Here is a 20,714-nt window from a genome sequence, read left to right as displayed (position 1 = left end):
ACCTTGTTTGAAAAGTTTGTTGATTATATGTTTTACCTGCTGTTCGGCCCTCTCAAAAAGGTCATAAAAAAAAGCAACCAGTTCTATATCTTTTTTAAAGTGATCGGCAAGCTGTTTGACCAGACCAAACAGGACATCTTTAAGGTTCGTGAAGAATCCATGATCATTTCGGCCAGTGAACTGATGCTCGAAATACATGGCGCTGAGAGAGACATGCCCCGCCTGAAAGGTGAGGACGTTGAAAGCTATCGAATGCGCCTGCTTATGAAGAACGTTATCGCCGAACAGGCCGGGACGAAAAACGGCATTTTAACCGCCCTGAAGGCCCTTGGATACGATCAGTCATACATTGAGCCTTATTATATTTACGATCCGGAACGGTGGGCCGAATTTATCGTTTATCTCGGCAGCAGTACACCGCCAGGGATCAACGATATTGCGATCATTGACGGCGAAGTCATGAAGGTTAAGCCAGCCCGGTCTAAACCTAATTATGGGATTGAAGAAGGCGCTGGTACAAATGTGGTAATGCAATCGTCTTTTGATGCTGGAATGACTGGCTTGCCGCTTTGTGGAACGATTCTATGCGGTGTATGGCCGTCGCAAAATTTAAGGGGTGAACCAGTTTGAAGACATTAACACCGTTAGGACTGTCCAAACAAATGACGCGCTTCGCGGAATCACTTTCTCATGCAACATATGAGCATGAAGCACACACTAAAGAAATCAGTTTTTCCAAGGAGGTTAGCGAGGATAGCGTTAAAATCATTGTCATTTTTGATGAGAATATCTCCGGCCAAATTGGTAATGTGAAGCTCATCGACCAGGAGGGCGATGTCGTGGCACATGCTGGGCGAATCTTTATTAAACCGGCAGCCAAAAGCCTATATGTTGCCTTCCGATATAAGCTCATAGAAACAGAGGTGGATTAGATTGTATAACCGAACAGTCTGGAAAGACCATATCGTCTCCCCCACCGGTGAGATAGTTCAGCAGGGGACGCCGATCAGCGCGGCTAACCTGAACAACATCGAGGAAGGCATCGCGCAGCTAAATGTGGACTTACAAAATGTTAAGGTTCCACCCGCATCTTTGGATGAGGCTGGTATCGTGCAGCTCTCCAGCGCCACGGACAGTGATGCCGAAGACAAAGCGGCTACCCCCAAAGCGATCAAAGATGCAGCGTTAAAAGCGAAATCCTACACCGACCAACAGATTAACCTTGTGACTGAAACGGGAATCCCGAAGCTGGTCAGCTACCCGTTAAAGGTGACGGCCACGACGGATAACCAAGCCGTATTTGAGATCCCGCTCGACCTGTTTGATTCTAACACCGATACGCTGATGGTCTCCATTAACCGGGCCATCCTAGACCCGAGCCAATACACCATTACAAACACCGTCCGAAATGCGGCTGGTGAAGTTACGCAACGGGCTAAGATTACTCTCCTGTCCGGCGTCGCTTCATCATCCGAGTTGTCTATGGTTGTACTGAAGAATGTACCTATCGGCCCGGATGGCGCGATCAATGGCGCGGTGCTGGCGGTGGATAGCGTCCCTCTCAACAGGGTCAACGGACTACAGGAACAGCTTGATGAGGTTTTTCAAGCTGGCAATGAGCGTAAAACGGAAGTGGTTGCCGCGCTTGTTGCCAAGGGTATTTCGGCATCCATTTCGGAGAGTTGGGATTCATTGATTTCGAAGATGTCGGCGATTATCAAGGCGACAGGTAACGCTACTGCGGCACAGGTAAGAGCTGGCGCAACTTTTAGCAATGCCTCGGCAAACGGTTTAACAGGTTCATTGCCTGTGCGAGCAACAGCGGCACAAACCATTACACCGGGGACGAGTGACAAAGTGTTGCAAGCAGGTATATTCGATGGGGCGATAACGATTAAGGGCGATGCCAATCTTGTGCCCGGTAATATCAAGGATGGTGCCGAAATATTCGGCGTAGCAGGCAATTCGATTGAGGGTAAACGCTCAGCAACTGGTACAGCTATCCCTTATAATAGTGAGATTTCAGTCAGGTCACTCTCGTTTTCTCCCAGTGTGGTTGTTTATTACTATATTCCTGATCTTTACGGATTTCTTGCCCGTCGAAATGGTTTTACCACTGATTTTGGTGCTGTAACGGCTGGCGCTAATTCATATAACCAAATTACCGGCACTTTTTATGCAGATGGTTTTAAGATAAGAACACCAAACGTGCCAACTGGAAAACAGGTACAGTGGTTGGCAATAGAATAACGAAGGGGGTTAAAAACAATGGAAATTGGAAGAAGAATATACTGGGATAAAGCAACTGGTAATGTAATTTTGGATACAGGAGAACGAGCTGGATTTGTCCGTGAATCTACACAAGAAGAAGATTATATGACATTCCAAGCGCTTGCTGAACGTATGCCGGAAACAGTTGGATGCCTTCAACTCGAATATGGACAGTTCGCAAGTGATTTTTCGGAATGCAATGGGTATAGGGTAAACCCTGAAACATTAGAACTAGAATTTAGTTACCCGAACCCGAATGAATCGGAGCCAGAAGAACCAACATATCAAGTGTCATTATCAGAACAAGTAAACGAACTTAAACAAGCTATTGCTGAACTAACAATGTTGATCGCTACGTCTTAAAAAGGAGAGGAAAAACTCATGGCAAAGGGCATTACTTTACAAGAATTGGATGCAACAGCGAAAAACCAACTTGTAATTAAAGACAGTGCCGGGCGAGCTAAAGTAGCCGCACCATCGGCATCAGATGATATCGCCATTAAAAGCACTGTCGATAATGCGGTTGGGACATTGTCAAGCTTAAAAACAACTGCAAAAACAAACGCTGTTGCGGCGATTAACGAGCTTTTTCAGTCTGCCAGTGATGGGAAAAGTGCAGTTGCTGCCGCCATTACTGGCAAAGGAGTAGCGGCATCAGGCAGCGATACTTTTGCACAACTGGCAACAAAAATTGGACAGATCGTTACTGGTAAAAAATATGCTAGCGGCATAACGGCCGCTACTTATAGCGGCAACAATTACAATCTTGTTGTGACTGGGCTAAGTTTTAAGCCTAGTATAGTTATCTACTACAGTGCGGTCAATTATTTTGGACTTGGGGTATCCGTAGAATCCATTTTTGGCGTTGGATTTAGTCTTAAAACTGGTCCAAGCGATGTTTATGAAAGACCGGCCGTAACATATAGTAATGGCGGTTTTGTTATTGAAAAGATCAACACTGCTAGTTCAGAAATTAAATGGATCGCATTTGAGTAAATAACAATGATGGTAAATCTGTACGTGGTATGCGTAGGATTGAGAAAATGAAAGGAAGTGAAAACTTATGACTTTCACCAAGGATAGTGGTTTGATTAAGGTGTGGGTAAGCCTTGTTATGACGGGTGCTTACACGGTTGACCAAGTACCAGTATTATATAATCTCAAAACAGTTGTTTGGGAAGTAGTAAACGGCACAGCAGCGTAACACAAAAAAGCGATCCTAATCAAGGATCGCGTACATAAAAAGCCTGAGTATTTTTGCCAAAAATCATGAGAATCTTTGTCAAAAATTTTGCGCGGCTACATCTACTTGTATTTTGCCGGATTCATCTACCCAAAATACTTGAAATGGCATGGACTTTTTCAGCCATTTAATTCGGGGTATCAAGTTTTTGTAAGTAGTAAAACCAACAGGTAAAGCAATGCCTAGCTGAGCCTCAGGATTTTCGTCGTGGTAGAGGAGGAGATCAAAGATTGCATTTGAAAACCAGTGACGAGCCTGATTATGCTGGCTTTTTTGTGGGTAGCCCTTTACACTTATCTATAGTTCGCTACCACTTTTTGAAGCAATGATATCTTTTCCTGATGAACGGGATATTGTATCCGCAACACTGTGAATTGTGTATCCATTTAATACAAGGTACCTTACAACTTTACTTTGCACATTGCCTTCCCAGTACCACGGGGTGTTTTCGCTGTTTAGTTTTACTGACCGCAGTGAGTCCAGTTTTTCGCCAGATGTTTTTACTTCGTTGAGGAATTGATTTATTATTTTGGATTTATGGCAATGCTCGCATATTCCCTCATATCGTTTGATTATTGAAGCTTTGCTAAGAGAGCGGCAAATAGAGTAAACTGTTTGTCTTGGCTTAACATTAGCAGAGTTTGATAAGCAATCATCACATAACGTTGCATGTGTTATTGAAGAAAGTATTTTATCTTTATTGGACATTGACATTTAAAACCTCCTAGATCAAGATCATCTCATTGAAAATATTATAATTCAAAATATCACTGAGTTTCATAATTCACTTGGGGTTTACATCTAAGATTCTCCGAAACTAATATTGACTGATGATAAAAATGTAAATAAAAATGGATGGAGGACAAATATGGTGAATTTTGATCGGGCGAAAGCTTCAGTGGGTTTATCTAATTTTGTTTTATACTACGAGGATTATCGTAAATATTTTGAACAGCCTACTGCTTCGAACAAGGCAACTTGACCAGAAGTTATTGATTTCAAATCCAAAAGCGTCGTCAATTGGTGCACAGGTACCAGAATAAACTACACAACTATCATTTTCTCTAATAAGTGGGAAAAGGAGATGCTAAAAGCAGCTATTAACTCAAGTCATCCGAGCGTGACTGCAGCCATAAAGACTAAAGCGAAGGAGCTATTGAAAAACCTTTAATCTATATAGATTAATTAGTAAGTTTTGACTGATCAGAGTAATCTTCACTCCCCAAAAGGGTAGTAGAAAAAGTGGGTCCGCCCGCAATTATTGTATAATTACATATATGAATAACTGGAGAAAGGGGGAGGACCGTGGCAAGAACGAAGGCTTTGATACGAATGAGATCCTTCATAAGGCTATCAACATCTTTGGGAATCGCGGCTATGAAGGCACCTGGTTACCGGATTTAATCACTGGACTGGGCATTGCCCGTCAAAGTACATACGATACGTATGGAACGAAGTGGGAGTTGTTTTTCGCAGCAGTCAAGCACTATATGGATCAGAGAATCAGGAGCTGAGGAAGCATTGTGAAGGGCCTGGAACGGTGGTTGACAAGGTGGAGCTTGTCTTCACTACCATCATTAAGGTCCTAATGGACCCCGAACAGCGCCTGCAATGCTTCATTATTAGCAGCGCATCGAGCAGGCCCCTCATCATGAGGAGCTGGCTGCTTATTTGCAGGCGAATACCGAACTGTCGGAGCAGATCTTTTACACGATGCTGGAACATGCGGTGACAGGAGGGGAAATAAGCACCGAGGTGAACATCTGAGACCTTGCCCGTTTCCTCGTTCACGAGCGGATCGCTCTGATAACGTCAGCCAAGCTCGGAATGGATGAGCCGAAGCTGCTTGGCATCATGCAAATGGTACTGTCCGTCTTCCGGACGATGCAAGGCAGCTAAGCGGTGCTTTTTGGTTATCCGTTGAAAACCATGTCTTGTTCAGCGAAATGAATTGTTCAAGGGAACGCGGCTCTCGCCCGTTACACGAAGTAACGTGTCCGTAACGTGATCCTCCATTCCTTTGAGGCGGATGCCGACATCCATACCGGCCAGGTATTTGGCATAGCTTTCCGGCAAGCCGGAGGCCTTATGCCGCTCTGTAAGTTGCTCTGGTGTGATATGGATATGCTTGGCGTCCAGGCCGGTAACGCTGCGAATGACTTGGGCCACATCGCCATAAGTGAGGGATTCCGGGCAAGTAATGATAAGCTCCCATTATAGGATTCCTTGTCGGTTAGGTAAACTGAACTTTCAATTGCCCATAGTTCTTGAAACTTATAATCTGAACATGCATTGTAACCAATCGTAAAGGTGCGATAAGATGTTAGTTGTTAAATCTATAAGGGATTTTCCTCTTCAGGAGAGGCGGTATGTCGTAATAATACGGACGTACTGGATGAACTTATGAAAAGTGGAGTCCGTATTCAGTGATCAGAACAATCAGAAACGGTTGAATAAACTTGTTATCAACATTCAGTTATTCTTGAGCTAAAGCGTTCAAGGCTAATGGATATGTGTCTGAATGAAAAAATAGACAGGGCTACCTACGAGCTGAAGTTCGAAGGACTGGAGACTTCGCTTACTGAATCACTTGAACAAAAGGAGCCGTTAGAGCAATCTGCACAAGAAGAAATCGACATGGGAAAACGGCTTAAACGTTTCCGCAAAGTGTTCAAACGAATGAAATTTTATTCTCATTTGACCGTAACGTATTTGAAAGCATTTTCGATAAAGTGATATTGGGGATTACTCCGGTTCTGAGAACCCGAATCCGTACAAGTTGACCTTTGTATATAAAACAGGTTTTCAAAACACTGTCCAAGGCAAGGCTTGTAAGCATAACAAGTCCTTGAATAATGAAAGGGGGAATTTGCATTCCTTTTCCGAGCACAGTGCTCAAGGACCATTATAACTGAGACGAATTGGCGGAAGCAGCAAGAGGGGCAGCTCTTTTTTTGCATATCTGATGGTTGTGAAGGAAAGTCGGTCATATGAGATTACTCACTTGGGATTATTCTTTAACGAGTGGGCTTTTGCCCATTTTTCTTCCCTGTAACTGGGTAGATGCATAGGATACATGGTCAATAAGAAAATCACTGAGAGGAGTATGAGTATGTACCCTAATTCATACTATCAGCATCAATGGCGAAATCCAATGCAATACTACTGGTATAACTATGAGAATCCGTACGATTTCAACCGGAGCAACGTTAATAATAATCCACACGAAACCATCCCATTACAAGACTACGGAACCAGTCCATTAGTCGTGAATATTGACCAAGCCAGCAAACAAAACACCAATTACCGCACCGCTTTATGGACAGGAAAGCATTTACAAGTAACCTTGATGAGTATTAATGTTGGTGAAGACATCGGTTTGGAAGTCCATCCGACAACGGATCAGTTTATTCGAATTGAAGAAGGTCAGGGCCTTGTTCAAATGGGTGATAGCAGAGATAACCTGGATTTTCAGGCTATGGCGTTCGATGACTATGCCATTATGATACCTGCAGGAAAATGGCACAATATAACCAATACAGGTCATTCCCCCCTTAAAATTTACTCGATCTACGCCCCGCCGGAGCATCCGTTTGGTACAATCCACGAAACGAAAGCAGTAGCCCAAGAGGAGGAAGGTTAAGTAAAGAAAGGTGCACTAAGGAAGCATTTGCGCCCTTTAGAAAGAGCTCCACGGGCTTTGCTATTGTCGGTTGCTGGGCAGGAAGAAGGTCTTGGAGCAAGCGTTGATGACCGCTGTCTGCCAGAACGTAAAGAAGATCGCCAACCACCTGGCCATTAGGCTGGTTAGGGCGATCTTCTTGTTTTCGTCTACCTTTTTCACTGCTCCTATTTCCTTAAACAAGCAAAACCTGATAACCAAGGATTTGCCGACAGTCTGAACGCAGTTGCCTAAACTGCACTGCGGTTTTGAATCTCGTATAGTTACATCCCCACTGCGCAAAACGTACCAGGTGGTTCCGTTCATGTTGTCCTTCGTTCGGATTGACTCCAACTGGATTAAACATCATCTACACAAGCCGTAATCGAGGGTGGCACTTTCCGTGGCGAATATACAGAAGTGATGATGCATGTTAAGGAGGAATGAGTCATTATCAGTCAACTTGGTTTTGTATACATGGGTAGGTGTCTAAAGGTTTCAATAGAGCTATTGGGCAGCACTTACTTGGTCGGCGCGAGCTGATTGTAAGCTGTTGCAGGAACAAAGCAGCCTGACGCACAACTTTTTGGCAGGCTGGTAGTGGAGCGTAGTGATACATAATAAAGTCTGATAGTTGAACTCCTAACGGAGAACAAGAACTCAATAAGCCTCCAATTTTTTGCGTTTTGAGGGTTATACCAATTATACCGATATAACTGCGTTTTCAGATCATCTTGAATGCGCTGAAGATTAACTCACAATTGAAGACGTTGTTGGAATCACTTAGCTAGTATCTGCGAAGGACACCCGATCGGGTGTCCTTCATTTCGCTATATGGATGTTACGAAGAACCGTAACCTAAATAAGGCGAAATATTTGTATAGCGTAATGGGGGAGTCTTCACCCAATAGAGAAAATGGGTCATGGCGTTGGGGCATTACTTGACGCTGTAGACCCATTTTTTTGTTCTGTCCGCTAGCGAATTTGACAAGAGCCTAGTGTTAAAGTTTTCTTTGCATTTCATCTACGGGCTCATCCATTATGCTATATTTTAGCTAAATGTGTCATTAGAAAAGCGGTGGATGGGTTGTGAGCCCATGAACAGAACAGCAAAAAGGATCACCGCGATTTTCCTCATCATGCTAATGGTGATGGGGGGATACCAGAGGAATGAGAGGCAGCGTTTGCAGCGCCGGACGAAACAATCGCCGCGTGGGCGGAACCGTATATTAATCAGTTCATTGCGCAAGGCTTCCTGCAAGGGGACGAAGGCGGTCGGATCAGGCCGATGGATCCGATTACGTGGGCGGAATTCGCGACGCTGCTTGTCCGATATTTACGGGTTATGGAGACGGTACGTTTCGCCCGAACATGCCGATCAGTCGCGAAGAAGCCGCTGCGATCAATCAGCCGTCTGCGGAAACTGCCAGGCAATGTGACGGCTGCGAACACGTTCAGGAACCAAGCGATATCGCGTCGCGGTCGATTACTATGCTTATTCTATAAATAAATAAGTGCAGGATAGGAGTAAATGCTAATGCTGAAGAAGATAATTGATAATCAGCTCCCTACTACATTAGAACTAGACATCCAGGATATTGGAATTCAGCTTGGGCTTGATTTAGATCGTTTACTTGCATTTGTATTTGAGAAACGTCATAAGAAAAAATAGCCCCGCTGATACGGGGCACTGCTGCTAGGCTACGTACGGTGCGCCGGTAATCGTCTCGTATTCTGCCGGCGTGATCTTACCGAATTGCACGTATTTCTTGAGCTGCTCTTTTGTGGCTCATCCTTTTTCGTAAAGTGACGTTCTTATCAGGGGGATATACTATAGAAAACATCAAAATCAACGAATAGCCAGCCTGTCTGCCCCCGATTCTATCGGGGGCTTTCCTTTGTTTGCGAACATCTGAAAAGAGTTAAGTGTTATAATCTTTTTCAATGGGTAATGTTAGCCCGCTTTTGTTAGGATAAGCGCCATATTACCTTTACCTAAATCCTGCGCGTCTAAAGTCGTCATCTCGATGTACCGATATACAAATCTAGGTGGAGAATTTCTAGAATGTAATATCAGTGCCACTGGTCCGTGAGTATCTCAAAGCGCTGCGACGCCGGGGACGCGCGCGAGACGAACGCTTTTATATATCGCAACTTAGATGAAGGTCGGCTTCAGCATGAGGGGGAATCTCCGATTCGGCTCTCGCACAATCTTGCTTCGTATCGTTGTTGCGATTGTCATTGGTCTGATCGCTAGCTATGTGGTGGTCTCCGTACCAGACGCCCCTAGAATCGAAAATAAGGAAGGCGTGCTGGATTTAACGCAGGTTAATGTCACTCAGAATCCGATAAAGCTGCAAGGAGAGTGGACGTTCTACTGGCAAGAGCTGCTGTCGCCCGAGGAAATTCGGATTCGCGAGGCACAGAATGGAGATCATGACCGCTGGATTCGCATCCCAAGCTCCTGGCTAGGCGCTTGGCTCGATGGCCAGCGGTTGAGCGGTACAGGCTATGCCACATTCCGGCTGGACATCCAACTGAGTGAACAGGATCGGAATGCGCGGCTTGCGTTGCGACTGCCTACGATATTTCATGCGTATAAATTGTGGGTGAACGGCGAGTTGCTGGCAGAAGTCGGCGTGGTTGGTCAGGACAAGCGCAGCGTGACACCGCAGCTGGCAACGAAGCTGGTGTTCTTCCAGCCCAAGAGTGATCGCGTGGAGCTGGTGATTCAGGTTGCCAACTTCCACCATCACCGCGGCGGTATCACCAAGAATATCGAATTGGGCGGCAGCGATGGATTAGCGGTCAGGACAAATCTGAAAATCGCCGCGGAAATGTTCATCACCGCAAGCCTTCTGGTGATTGGCGTGTATCACTTGCTGTTGTTCGGACTGCGACGCAAAGACAGAGCGCCATTGTATTTTGGCCTGTTCACCTTGTTGTTCGGTATCCGATCCTTGCTGGTCGGCGAGCACTTGATTACCCAATTGTGGCCGGACTTTCCGTGGGGGTTGCAGTTCAAGATCGAGTACCTGATTCTTTGCAGCAGCGGATATATCATCACCAAATACTTCGACTGCATCTTCCCGAATTATGTGTCGCGTTGGTTTCATTTGGGCACGCGGATCGTCACCGGCGCGTTCTGCATCGTTGTTGCGGCGACCCCCGCCACCTTCTATACCACAATGTTGCCGATCATCGGCGTGATGGTTGTTCTGCATATGGTTTATCTGATGGTTGGGCTGGTCTATGCGGCCGTGAAGCGTATGGAGGGAGCGCTCACCTTCCTGCTGGTGTCCGTGTTTGCTTTGGTTACGGTCATCAATGACTTTCTGTACTATAACGAATGGTCGCCAATCGCCAATACGTCTCCGCTCGGTCTGTTGGTGTTTACAATCGCGCAGATGATTCTGATTTCTTCGAAATTTACAAGGGCGGCATCGAACGAGGAGCGGATTGCACGCGAGCTGCAGGACACGAACAACAAACTGACCGAAATGAATATGAACTTGGAACGGACCGTGCAGGAACGCACGCAGGCGTTGTCCGCAGCGCATGATGATCTCCGTACGTCGTATGAGCAGCTGCTTCACTCCGAGCAAGGGAGGAAGAAGCTCCTTGCCTATATTACGCACGATCTGCGATTGCCGCTGTCTAACATGCTTGGCTATGTCGAGGCTGTGCAGGCGGTGACGGCTTTGGCATTAAGTCAGAATTAGCAGAATAATGCTATGAGAAGGCCTTGTCACCTTGTCCCGACAACATGTTAATCCATGTTGTTGGAACCCACAGTTTGAATCCAAATCTTATAATACAACCCGATCCTCCAAATTCCTCCATAAATGATGTGCCTCCCTGGCGATATGCTCCAACAGATCTGGTGGTGAAGTTGTAACGGCAGCGCATTGTTTGATCAGTTCGTCTAGTTCCAATTTAAATGCTTCAAGGGCTTTAGTTTCTTTAATAACCATTTGGCTGAATCCATCTAAAGCCGGTAATACCTCTTTACGTGGAGGGCGTATCATTGTTCTGAGTGCATTGGCTTGAAGGAATAAGTTTTCGAATTTTTTTGTCATGTTTCTCACTTGATCATGAAGCTCATAATTTGATGTGTCTAAATAATGCGTTATATAGCTTAGGTGATCTGCCATTTGCCTCAACCAGAAATAGTTTTCATGGATTATTGCGTCTGCTGGCGAAACCCTCCCACCAGTTTGTATTAATTTAAACACCGATACTGTCTCTTCTGCTTCCCGTATCATGTGATCGAGAAGGGATTGTGGGGTAGAAATAATGGTTTCACAGCGTAAAGATTTATCCAGTGTATAGACGAGTAGACCATGGAATTCATTTGTTGCATGCTGCGCTTCATTAATCAAAGCCCCGGGGTCTACTGTTTTTGATTTTGTTTTCTCAAAGATGGTTCCGAGACGCTGAATCATATGCTGATTCGCACGGGCTAGTTCCATTTCATGATGGCTTATTTCTCTGTCAAAAAATCGACCGTGATCATAATTATTTTGGACCCAAAACGCTATTATCCCATAGATATCTCTTTCATAATCATCCGTATAGGGCATGCTCTCACCTCGTTTCGTGTTTATATTTCGGAAAATACCTCTTTAACAATAAATTTATGGGCATTAACTTGTCTGTATTCCTACCCATCTGATCATAAAGAAACCATCGACCTGTTTTAGATCGATGGTTTTCGGCTGTTAATTTAGCATTTCAAATGAATTTGAAATGCTTGCAGGCATAACTTTACCCCAGAGATTAGTGACGTAACAACTTTGGGGAACAGCTTTTGTCTCAGATATCTAATAATATGGGATAAGAACAATTTCATTAGAGATGTCACCTTTCAAATCCACCCTAAAGAATCAACGTTCACGTTTATTACCCGATTGTAAATGCATATTTTTTATCGTTAACAAATTTCCATATTCCCAATTCCTTAAAAAGGGGCGAATATCCGCCGAGAAATACACTAAATATCTTGCTGGCCATCTCACATCTCTCGAATAGTTGTATCCATGAGTTCGTTCTCTACCCGGATAGGTTCCGTTAATGGTGAATCCACTTTTTGGCTTCTTTTTGTATAGCTTCTGAGTTATTCGTTTCCCAAACGACCCTCCCATGCTCAATTTAATAAATCGACCTTACTTATTTCCGGCGTAGCGCAATGGAGGAAAGACCAAAAAATAATAATAACGCCAACACTTTTTATAAGTATCACAAATTTCATTTCTTAGACCTTCCAAAATGTGGACGTAACGCAAAAGTATATCCTTGGGAAAGGAGGGGATGATAAATATCGAATTTCATTCAAAATTAGCGAAGGAGTTTAATCCCGATGAGATCTATTTGGGTCATTCCCTTACTGGCTTTAATTATTTGCTCCGGCTGCGCACAATATAAATCGAATCAAGTTTCACCTGAGCCGGAAGAAATTAAAAACTATGACGTCCAGACCTCTCGCACGCCGAATTTGTTGGACGGCTCGGAAGGTTCAGTACGCGCCCCTCATCCATTATCTCTTGCCGATTTACGTGCGAAATATAAAAGCACTTTTCTATTGAATGGCTCCCCAACAAAACGCGAAGTGGCTCTAACCTTCGACGACGCGCCCGATGATCGGTTCACCCCACAGATACTTGATGTTTTAAAAAAGGAAGATGTAAAGGCAACCTTTTTCGTTATCGGTAACCGTGTCGAGGCCCATCCGGAGATTATAAAAAGAATGGCCGACGAAGGCCATGTCGTGGGTAACCATTCCTATAACCATGCGAACTTGCCAAAATTAAGCGACGCCGATTTCCGCAACCAAGTGACCAAAACGGATGGTTTAGTTCGGTCCATTACGGGGTATAAACCGATGCTCATCAGACCCCCATACGGGAATATAAGTGAAATACAAATTCAATGGTTGGCCAGTCAGCATAAAAAAATTATATTCTGGAACGTTGATTCGTTGGATTGGAAAGGGTTGAATGCGGAGCAGGTGAAAACGAACATTCTATCCCACGTACATCAAGGTTCCATTGTTCTACAACACGCAGCGGGGGGAACAGGGGAGGACTTATCTGGGACAGTCCATGCCTTACCCGACATTATTAAAAAGCTAAGAAGCGACGGTATAAAATTAGTTACGATCCCTGAATTATTAGACCTGCGAGAGGGGCAATGAATATGACAAAATCAACATGGAAACGTTGGTTGGAAAACACCGGGAAATTCACTCTCGCCGTTCTATTGCTATTTCCACTCAGTTTTTGTGGCCATCAGCCCGCCTCGGCCCAAGACCAATATACCGTAAAGCAAAAAAACCAATTCCTGGCCTACGAAAATAAAGTTTACGATCTCATCGAGAAGGGGCTTACCATTGGAAAAACTCGACACAGTGGAAGACAATGCAATATTGACCTCTACAATCACGGAGGCAGAAAAAACGTTTGGCAATGCTTCCGTCGTTTTTTCCAAACTTACCTTTCCGGATACATTGCCGCCCGACGTTAGACTTCCGTTAAATGATCTTAACCAATACTTTTCCATAGGGTTCAAATCGCTGGAACAAAGCATGGGCTCTTTTCTTGTCTATTTGGATCGGAACGATCCGGCAGCATTTGATTCATTTTCAATAAAGTTAGATGAAGGTATATCCTTCATCGATGGTGGCCTTACATCTCTAGCTGCCCAAAGAATGAAGCTTTTCCCTAAAATATTGCATGGTAAGGATGCTTGGGTATTAGCTAAAAAACGCCTTTATGAACTTCGGCCCCGGTGATGGTGGGTCCGAAGGCAATCCATAAGAATCATGGCGAAATATTCGATAGTGAGCAAGGCGACATGCATCACTTGCGGGGCATGTGGGGCCGCTTCCACCGATATCTTTAATTATGATGGGGAGGGTCTAGCTAGAATATACTCTCAAGAAGGAGATCTCAACCATGGAATCGCAGAAACCAGAACATTTATATGAAGGAGATGCGAATGTTGAATGCAATACTGCCCGTAGCAAGATCGGGCAGTATTTGTTTGCGGAACTTTCGAATGGTCTATCGGTAGGACAATTCCAGCAAATTTTCTTGATATTTCTGTATATCGCCTGCCCCCATAAAAACAAAAACGGAGTTCTTATAAAGCGATAAATCCGCAGCAATATTATCCGAAACGAGGCGGGCATTCGGGATCCGTTCCTGTAAGTCTTCTATTGAGATGTTCCCCCTACCCTCCCTAGCGGAACTGGAAATTGGACATAAAAATATATCGTCGGCATGATTTAGCGAATGGGCGAAATCGTCAAGAAATTTTGCTAAACGACTAAAGGTGTGGGGCTGAAATACCCCAACGATCTTTTTTCGCGGATACTTACTTCTCACAGCTTCGAGAGTTGCCCTAATTTCTGATGGATGATGGGCGTAGTCGTCTTATTAGGATGTTTGATTGGCATTCCCTTTCAGACAATCTTCGTTTAACGCCCGGAAACGCTGCCAATTGGTTCCTAACGATATTCAAATCGAGCCCTAAAGTCAGCGCAACACCGATTACAGCTAAGGCATTCAGAATATTATGTTTCCCGTATATCGGAATAGAAAATTGATTTACCCTTACATCCATAAAATAAACATCGAAATGCAGCTTGTTATCCTTAATGTTCGGTTCGGATGCTCTTAAATCGTTATGTTTCCCAAAGCCATAATATAATACTCTTGGGCTACAGGTTCGACGCATAGCTTGTATTTGTGGATCATCCCCGCACACGACCAATTGCTTTCGTGTCCTAGAAGCCATTTGTTCAAATGCATCGCATACATCATCCAGGTCAACAAAATAGTCCGGGTGATCAAAATCGATATTTGTAATCACCGCAATATCCGGTTGATAAGCAAGGAAATGCCGCCTATATTCACAGCTTTCAAAAATAAACAAGCGTGCGTCGGGGTGCCCTTTGCCGGTCCCGTCACCAATAAGATGGCACGTAGGTTCGATTTCTCCAAACACATGAGCCATCATCCCAGTCGTTGTCGTTTTTCCATGAGAACCGGCAACCGCTATGCTCGTGTAGTCCTTTATCAACTCGCTAAGAAAGTGGTGATATCGCACAACAGAGAGGCCCATTTTCTTGCAGTTGACGAGGGAAGGATGCTCGTCGCCGAATGCGTTTGAAGCGATGACTTTCATGTCGCGGGATAAAGGGGCATTCCCGAACGGATATGCGGGGATTTTTCGCTTTTCGAGAAGCGACTGTGTAAAAAGTATAGATTCTGTGTCTTCCCCTTGTACTTCATTTCCAAGATCATGAAGAATTTGCGCCATGGCGCTCATTCCGCAACCCTTAATGCCGATGAAATGATATTGATCCATATGGTAACCTCCAAAAGAAATAAGAAATATGCCTCATTATATGGCCAAATCATTTAATATGCGCCTGCCTATAATATAGGACTCAAAAATGCGATATCGCGTTCGATGTTTTGTGTAGCGGTTTGGGAAATGGGCAGAAAAATTTGATGGATCAGGGGTATTAAGGGGCCACTACAAGGCGCGAATTGCCAATGCCAGCGATTTGTCATAAAAAGTAGTGCGGTTCGGTGTATATCCCTCTTTCGTTGGTATGCCTTTTGAGAGACTTGTACATTAACCTTCGTACCCGTACCGACTTTGCTATCGATTGCTAAACCATAAGGATATCCAAACATATCTCAAGCCGATGATGGATATTTTTTAAACAGTAGCCTCCATTTTTATGCTGCAGGGTTCCAATCATGATGCTACGTACAGTTTCTTCATGTTTTCCAACACCAAAGGGGGAGGTTAAAACCCATATCCTTCCGTCTACTGACGCTTCTCCACGCCGCCCCTGGAGGTTTTCACTCCCATGTATCACTCCTTGCTTTCTTATGAAATCCCGCGAATAAGGCCAAAATTCGTACGACGAAACGGTAAGTATAGGTTAAGCTACTAACTGGATTGGCGTCGTTCTAGAAGGATTGTAGGCTTCGCCGCTGCGAGCCATTCCAACGAGTGACGCGAGCTAATTTACCACACAGCTTCATAATCTCATTTTCTTTATCTTTTTTACCTGTAACATTATACGCGTGCATGGCTTTGAATTCCGGATTGTTCGCTACTAAACTCATGGCCATCAAGAGATGAAGCGGCGGAGGCGTTGCTGATCTGTCCGGTCCATTTGCCTGAGCTTGCTTCTGCGAGGTTGAGGCCAGCCGCAGCAGGGCATTGCCGTGAACAATACCGCTTAAATCCCCTGCCTCGCCGAGAATACCAGCCAGTGAAATAGCACTAATCCCTTTTACTTCAAACATGGATTTCGCAAAAGGAATCCGATCTAATACGGCAATAATCGCTGTCTCTACCGTTGCTAGCTGCCGGCAAGCAAGGTCATATTCATCTAGCAACTGATTCAAGTGAAGCTTGTAGGCATGCGTGGCTTGTTTAGATCCAACAGAACTACCAGCTAGCGAGATAAGCGCTCGAGACCTCCGCTCCCAGAATGCCGTTTCATAAGGGTTTTCCAACCAGCTATGACGTCTTGAGGCTGCAACTTACTCAGATCTTCGGGGGCTGGAAAAAGACAAAGGGTGCCAACGTTCGGAGAGCCAGTTAGAGAGATTCACAGCCAGTAATGATCAGTAGGTTCATGAATACGATAGCTGCAGTTAGGCGATGCGTTGCTTGCAGCGCGTGAATCCAATGAAGAAGGGTTTGAAAGCCTTCTTCATCATTCGAGAAAGACAGGGGATGACCAAGCGCAATCCCACGAAAGTTAACAGCCCGAGCGATATGCGTTAACTGAGCGATATCGATCCCGACGACCAGATGTTGGGCAGTTATTTTTTCGATTCGTTGATTTTGTTTGTCCTGCGATTTGAACTTCAGGGCGTCTCCTGGATGATGGGATTTATGGGCTATGACCCGTTGCGTACTCCCATCGTACTGAGGCGCTCGTTTTATTGCAATGCGGGAATCTAACGCTCCACAGGAATGCTAACTGGGAACGATAGTGGAATGGATCAGAACATCACCACAACAACTAGAACAATGTTAAGGCTATGTTATTTCTTTCGTTTTTTTGTTGCAGTATATAGTTGTACTGTATAAAGTATAATTTACATTTTGGCATTATATAGATATGGGTTATTAAATTTTTTTGCCAGGAGGATAGGAATTGAGAGAAATAAGCACTTGCCGTTGACCGAAACGGTTTATTACATTCTGTTGGCCTTGATCGAGCCGGCGCACGGTTATCTAATAATGCAGAAGGTGGAGGAACTCAGCAGCGGGCAAGTTCGAATGGCTGCGGGTACTCTATACGGCGCGATTGAGAAGTTGGTTAAGCTGAAGTTCATTCAGCCTGTGCCCAACAAGGACAGCCGCCGTAAGGTATACACCATTACAAACAAAGGGTCGGAAATATTGCTCCTCGATTTCGAACGAATGAAACAAATGATTGACGTGACGATCGATCGATTGAAATAAGAATGGGGGAAAAAGCGTATGATGAAATACAAATTTTTTACTAGGTTCGACAAAGAAGAAAACTGGCTGAATGAAATGGCGAAGCAGGGTTACCGTTTCACAAGAAAAACGTCGTTCGGCTATGAGTTCGAGTTTGGGAATCCGGAAATTTCCATTATCAAAATGGACTACCGCTTCTTTAAAAAGCGTGAGGATTTCGAAGATTATTGTGCTTTATTTGAGGACAGCGGCTGGGAACATATCGCTGGAACGAGAAGCTCGGGATATCAATATTTTAAGAAAACAGATAAACAGGGAAATGAAGATATTTTTTCGGATGTCGATTCCAAAGCCGGGCGATATAAGCGGTTATCATATATGTGGGCTACATTAGCTGTTTCCTTCATTCCTTTACTGGCGGCACTCATTTCTACAGACACGATCGATCCGGGGGTAATGCTTGAACCGAAATCGCTATATTATACTCCAGGACTATGGGATTTAAACGGAGTAGCATTCTGAAGGGCTTTTCTATTCGAAACACCGTTCGCTCTAGGCAGAGGTTTCAACTGGATAATATTTCCCCTTATGATTTTGCTAAATCTGTATTGCGCATATAAGGCAAATAAACAAAATACGAAGACACAAGAAGATCGAATCACCCGCAAATAAAAACAAAATGCCTGATACTCGGGTCTTTGTTTGCATGAGAACTGCCTGCTGTTATTCGCTGGGTTCATTCATACTAAGGGATATGTTGAATAAAACAGCGGCAGTCTAGGATTTTTTTCGTCCCTGCTTGTCGCTTTAATTTTAAACAAGTTAGCCTAACACCCTTAATTCTCTTAATCCCCGATTTTTTGCGGATTCGGATAATGCCGTAACCGAGAATCAACACCACCAGGCTTTCCAGCAAAACTGCGGGTATAATGGTGGCCGTGATCCGTCCTCACCCGAAGAAGTTGTGTATATTGTTGGCGTTAGAAGCCAAAGCGTAGCAACCTCCCGACCATTTGCGGTGATCGAGTACATTTTGCGCCTGCTGTCGGGATCCTCCATGCTCGGCGCATGGTCAATCCACTTCTTCTTTAATAGCGTGTTTATTGCGGTTTATAGCGTTCCAGCCTCATACGTACTCAGCCTATATCGACTACAATTATAACGTAATTCGATATTTCGTACCTCGTTATATTTAATTCTTATTTTATGATTTGTCACGTTTTTTCTGTCTCAGAATCCTTGAACGTAAAAAAGCAATTATCGCAGTTTCAGTGCTCTTTAAAGAACGAAAAGTTTGTTGCGCTCCCTCGAAATAATTCAGTTTCCTCACTCAGACTCATGAATTCGCAGGATTTCACCCTGAGCTAAACATGAAAGCAAAGAATCCAGGGGGAGTCGGTGGCTGGGGACTATAGAAAGGGCATGCGGGAACAAGGGTGTTGTGTCCAATACCCACTTTGTTCCATATCATGCACGTCTCCACGTCACCCTAGCGATTCTCACTCCCATGTCTCAACGGGTCAAGCCCTATCATTCCTTCGTCACATCTAACTAAGGGGTGGAGGTCGGTTTTTCTAACGGAACGGGTCCGAGCCCTTTTGCGCAACGTCTCCCGATACTCCGTGCTTCTTGTCATCCTGCGAATGCATCAACTGGTGAAATAACGCTCTTAAGCCGCTTGCGGAAACACTTTAGCTGAACTGTATGCTTCGTTGCTCTTTGCCAGACTGACGAGCATTCGAGCCACTTTACCGCATAGTTTCATAATGGATTTCATTTTCTTGAGCTTTTTCACATCGACATTGTAGTGGTGCAGGGCTCTAACATCCGGATTAGTCATAACCATGCACATCGTCATGAGATAAAGGAAGCGCCGGAGACGAGGGCGGCCACGCTTGCTAAGTACCATTTTTCCACGCCATTTCCCTGAGCTGGCTTCAGCCAGGTTAAGACCTGCATGTCGAAGTAAAGCATTACCGTGAGCATAGCCACTCAGATCACCGGCTTCACCTAAAATACCGGCTAAGCTGATTGCATTACACCTTGAATAGCAAGCATCTTCTTCGCATAAGGGATGCGCTTAAGAACGAGTTGGAGTTCATTTTCGATTTGCTCAAGCTGACGTTGGGCCAGGTCGTATTCTTCGAGTAATTGACTTAAGTGCAGCTTGTAGGCGTGCAAAGCCTGTGTAGCGCCAACGCTGCGTTTAGCCAATGCGATGAGCTGCGCGGCTCGCTGCAAACCCGCGTGACGTTTCACATATTGTTTCCAGCCGGCTATGACTTGCTCGGTTGTTAAACGGCTAATTTCTGTAGGAAGAGGAAAGAGCCTTAATGTGGCAATGCTACTTGTGCAGGTTAAGATTTTAAAGACTTGCCGCAGTTCCGGGAACACAATATCTACCCAGCGATGAATCTGGTTAACAGCGCTATTAAGCCGTTTGGTAACCGTGTCTCGGTTGGCCATGAGAATTCGCAGTTCCTTGTAGGCTTCCGGATTGAAACGTACGGGGGAATAGTAGCCGTTTTTGACCATATCTGCGATGACAAGCGCGTCCTTACGGTCGCTTTTAGAGGGAGTATTGTCCCGATTTTCCTTGTTCTTTTTGACGAGGTGGGGATTCACAAGAACCGCCTCAATCTCTTGCTCTGAAAACCAGCGAGCCAGACTCAGCCAGTAGTGGCCGGTAGGTTCCATACCTACAATAACTTTGCTCAGTTTGTAAGATTTGAGTAGATCTCGAATCCAGCGGCTGAACAGCTGAAATCCCTCGTCGTGGTTGCCAAATTCCAGCGGCGATCCTAGAGCAATTCCCCGAAAGCTGACCGCACGGGCGACGTGAGTCTCTTGGGCAATATCTACGCCGACAACCAGATGCGATGAGGAAATGTTTTCAATGAGTTGATTTTGCTTGTCTTGAGCTTTAAACTTCATAGTAGAGCGACCTCCTAGATGGTGAGATTAAAAGGGCTGTAGACCCGTTTCCAACTCCCATGTTACAGAGGCGCTCTTTTTTGTACAAAGTCCAAATTATTCATTCTACAGGAATTCTAACGG

At 44.7% G+C, this 20,714-nt stretch carries 18 protein-coding genes and 7 pseudogenes; 18 read left to right on the top strand and 7 right to left on the bottom strand.

Translation table 11 applies throughout. The annotated features are described in order from the left end of the window. Window positions 1–3 precede the first annotated feature (3 nt). The 6 genes from V3851_RS23665 to V3851_RS23640 all read left to right on the top strand — a co-directional run bounded on the left by V3851_RS23665 (window position 4) and on the right by V3851_RS23640 (window position 3,475). Window positions 4–630 carry a hypothetical protein gene (locus V3851_RS23665; RefSeq protein WP_331848550.1) on the top strand — a complete coding sequence of 209 codons (627 nt, stop codon included), beginning with the start codon at window positions 4–6 and terminating at the stop codon, window positions 628–630. Continuing rightward, the gene (locus V3851_RS23660; protein ID WP_331848551.1) at window positions 627–932 is read left to right on the top strand and encodes a hypothetical protein; all 306 of its coding nucleotides are present in this window, start codon (window positions 627–629) and stop codon (window positions 930–932) included. The genes V3851_RS23665 and V3851_RS23660 overlap by 4 nt, the downstream gene beginning before the upstream one ends. 1 nt (window position 933) lies before the next feature. Next, on the top strand, window positions 934–2,250 hold the full coding sequence (locus V3851_RS23655; protein ID WP_331848552.1) for a phage tail protein: 1,317 nt from the start codon (window positions 934–936) through the stop codon (window positions 2,248–2,250). Window positions 2,251–2,268: 18 nt separating this feature from the next. Then, window positions 2,269–2,634, top strand: a complete 366-nt coding sequence (locus V3851_RS23650; protein WP_331848553.1) for a hypothetical protein — start codon at window positions 2,269–2,271, stop codon at window positions 2,632–2,634. Window positions 2,635–2,652: 18 nt separating this feature from the next. After that, window positions 2,653–3,267: a hypothetical protein gene (locus V3851_RS23645; RefSeq protein ID WP_331848554.1), complete on the top strand. Its 615-nt coding sequence runs from the start codon at window positions 2,653–2,655 to the stop codon at window positions 3,265–3,267. Window positions 3,268–3,334: 67 nt separating this feature from the next. Beyond that, window positions 3,335–3,475 (top strand): hypothetical protein, encoded by a 141-nt coding sequence (locus V3851_RS23640; RefSeq protein WP_331848555.1) that lies wholly within the window; start codon window positions 3,335–3,337, stop codon window positions 3,473–3,475. Between the two features lie 336 nt (window positions 3,476–3,811). Here the strand turns inward: V3851_RS23640 and V3851_RS23635 are convergent, their stop codons facing one another. Next, a complete protein-coding gene (locus V3851_RS23635) occupies window positions 3,812–4,228 on the bottom strand; it encodes a hypothetical protein (protein WP_128630810.1) in 417 nt (138 codons plus the stop codon). A gap of 563 nt (window positions 4,229–4,791) precedes the next feature. Here V3851_RS23635 and V3851_RS27040 point away from each other — a divergent pair. Beyond that, on the top strand, window positions 4,792–5,028 hold the full coding sequence (locus V3851_RS27040; RefSeq protein WP_128630809.1) for a TetR/AcrR family transcriptional regulator: 237 nt from the start codon (window positions 4,792–4,794) through the stop codon (window positions 5,026–5,028). Between the two features lie 424 nt (window positions 5,029–5,452). Here V3851_RS27040 and V3851_RS23630 read toward each other — a convergent pair whose 3' ends face one another. Continuing rightward, window positions 5,453–5,683, bottom strand: coding sequence for a Rossmann-fold NAD(P)-binding domain-containing protein (locus tag V3851_RS23630; protein ID WP_128630808.1), 231 nt, complete (start codon window positions 5,681–5,683; stop codon window positions 5,453–5,455). A 943-nt stretch (window positions 5,684–6,626) separates the two neighbouring features. Between V3851_RS23630 and V3851_RS23625 the strand changes: the two genes are divergently transcribed. The 4 genes and pseudogenes from V3851_RS23625 (at window position 6,627) to V3851_RS23610 (ending at window position 8,847) form a co-directional block, all read left to right on the top strand. Next, the gene (locus V3851_RS23625) at window positions 6,627–7,157 is read left to right on the top strand and encodes a cupin domain-containing protein (protein WP_128630807.1); all 531 of its coding nucleotides are present in this window, start codon (window positions 6,627–6,629) and stop codon (window positions 7,155–7,157) included. A 1,222-nt stretch (window positions 7,158–8,379) separates the two neighbouring features. Then, window positions 8,380–8,442: pseudogene (locus V3851_RS27035) on the top strand (hypothetical protein); the annotation flags it as partial. Between the two features lie 35 nt (window positions 8,443–8,477). Continuing rightward, entirely contained in the window at window positions 8,478–8,681 is a 204-nt protein-coding gene (locus tag V3851_RS23615; protein ID WP_414859350.1) for an S-layer homology domain-containing protein, read from the top strand. Between the two features lie 31 nt (window positions 8,682–8,712). Beyond that, the gene (locus V3851_RS23610; RefSeq protein ID WP_281281608.1) at window positions 8,713–8,847 is read left to right on the top strand and encodes a hypothetical protein; all 135 of its coding nucleotides are present in this window, start codon (window positions 8,713–8,715) and stop codon (window positions 8,845–8,847) included. A gap of 24 nt (window positions 8,848–8,871) precedes the next feature. On the opposite strand, the pseudogene V3851_RS23605 reads toward V3851_RS23610, so the two are convergent. Continuing rightward, a pseudogene (locus V3851_RS23605) lies at window positions 8,872–8,952 on the bottom strand (XkdX family protein); the annotation flags it as partial. Between the two features lie 487 nt (window positions 8,953–9,439). Between V3851_RS23605 and V3851_RS23600 the strand changes: the two are divergent. After that, a complete protein-coding gene (locus V3851_RS23600; protein WP_246061416.1) occupies window positions 9,440–10,897 on the top strand; it encodes a 7TM diverse intracellular signaling domain-containing protein in 1,458 nt (485 codons plus the stop codon). A gap of 87 nt (window positions 10,898–10,984) precedes the next feature. Here V3851_RS23600 and V3851_RS23595 read toward each other — a convergent pair whose 3' ends face one another. Continuing rightward, window positions 10,985–11,758 carry a DUF2935 domain-containing protein gene (locus V3851_RS23595; protein WP_128630805.1) on the bottom strand — a complete coding sequence of 258 codons (774 nt, stop codon included), beginning with the start codon at window positions 11,756–11,758 and terminating at the stop codon, window positions 10,985–10,987. 776 nt (window positions 11,759–12,534) lie between these two features. Between V3851_RS23595 and V3851_RS23590 the strand changes: the two genes are divergently transcribed. From V3851_RS23590 to V3851_RS23575, 4 genes and pseudogenes are all read left to right on the top strand, one after another. Continuing rightward, window positions 12,535–13,368, top strand: a complete 834-nt coding sequence (locus tag V3851_RS23590; protein ID WP_128630804.1) for a polysaccharide deacetylase family protein — start codon at window positions 12,535–12,537, stop codon at window positions 13,366–13,368. A gap of 195 nt (window positions 13,369–13,563) precedes the next feature. Further along, window positions 13,564–13,965 carry a hypothetical protein gene (locus tag V3851_RS23585; RefSeq protein ID WP_128630803.1) on the top strand — a complete coding sequence of 134 codons (402 nt, stop codon included), beginning with the start codon at window positions 13,564–13,566 and terminating at the stop codon, window positions 13,963–13,965. A 30-nt stretch (window positions 13,966–13,995) separates the two neighbouring features. Further along, a pseudogene (locus V3851_RS23580) lies at window positions 13,996–14,142 on the top strand (ferredoxin); the annotation flags it as partial. Then, window positions 14,129–14,329: a hypothetical protein gene (locus tag V3851_RS23575; protein ID WP_178075697.1), complete on the top strand. Its 201-nt coding sequence runs from the start codon at window positions 14,129–14,131 to the stop codon at window positions 14,327–14,329. The pseudogene V3851_RS23580 and the gene V3851_RS23575, both read left to right, overlap by 14 nt. On the opposite strand, the pseudogene murC reads toward V3851_RS23575, so the two are convergent. Both murC and V3851_RS27075 read right to left on the bottom strand, forming a co-directional pair. Continuing rightward, window positions 14,237–15,545: pseudogene (murC, locus tag V3851_RS23570) on the bottom strand (UDP-N-acetylmuramate--L-alanine ligase). The gene V3851_RS23575 and the pseudogene murC sit on opposite strands and share 93 nt — an antisense overlap. 589 nt (window positions 15,546–16,134) lie before the next feature. Continuing rightward, window positions 16,135–17,078, bottom strand: a pseudogene (locus V3851_RS27075) (IS110 family transposase). A gap of 288 nt (window positions 17,079–17,366) precedes the next feature. Here V3851_RS27075 and V3851_RS23560 point away from each other — a divergent pair. Together V3851_RS23560 and V3851_RS23555 are read left to right on the top strand one after the other, a co-directional pair. Beyond that, window positions 17,367–17,678 (top strand): PadR family transcriptional regulator, encoded by a 312-nt coding sequence (locus V3851_RS23560; RefSeq protein ID WP_128635249.1) that lies wholly within the window; start codon window positions 17,367–17,369, stop codon window positions 17,676–17,678. Window positions 17,679–17,696: 18 nt separating this feature from the next. Then, a pseudogene (locus tag V3851_RS23555) lies at window positions 17,697–18,329 on the top strand (DUF2812 domain-containing protein). Between the two features lie 997 nt (window positions 18,330–19,326). Here the strand turns inward: V3851_RS23555 and V3851_RS23550 are convergent. After that, window positions 19,327–20,591, bottom strand: a pseudogene (locus V3851_RS23550) (IS110 family RNA-guided transposase). Window positions 20,592–20,714: the final 123 nt, after the last annotated feature.

The sequence above is a fragment of the Paenibacillus haidiansis genome, assembly GCF_036553665.1.
Classification (GTDB): Bacteria; Bacillota; Bacilli; order Paenibacillales; family Paenibacillaceae; genus Fontibacillus; species Fontibacillus haidiansis.
The sequence above is the reverse complement of the archived record's forward strand: the minus strand, read 5'-3'. Positions and strand labels throughout refer to the sequence as shown.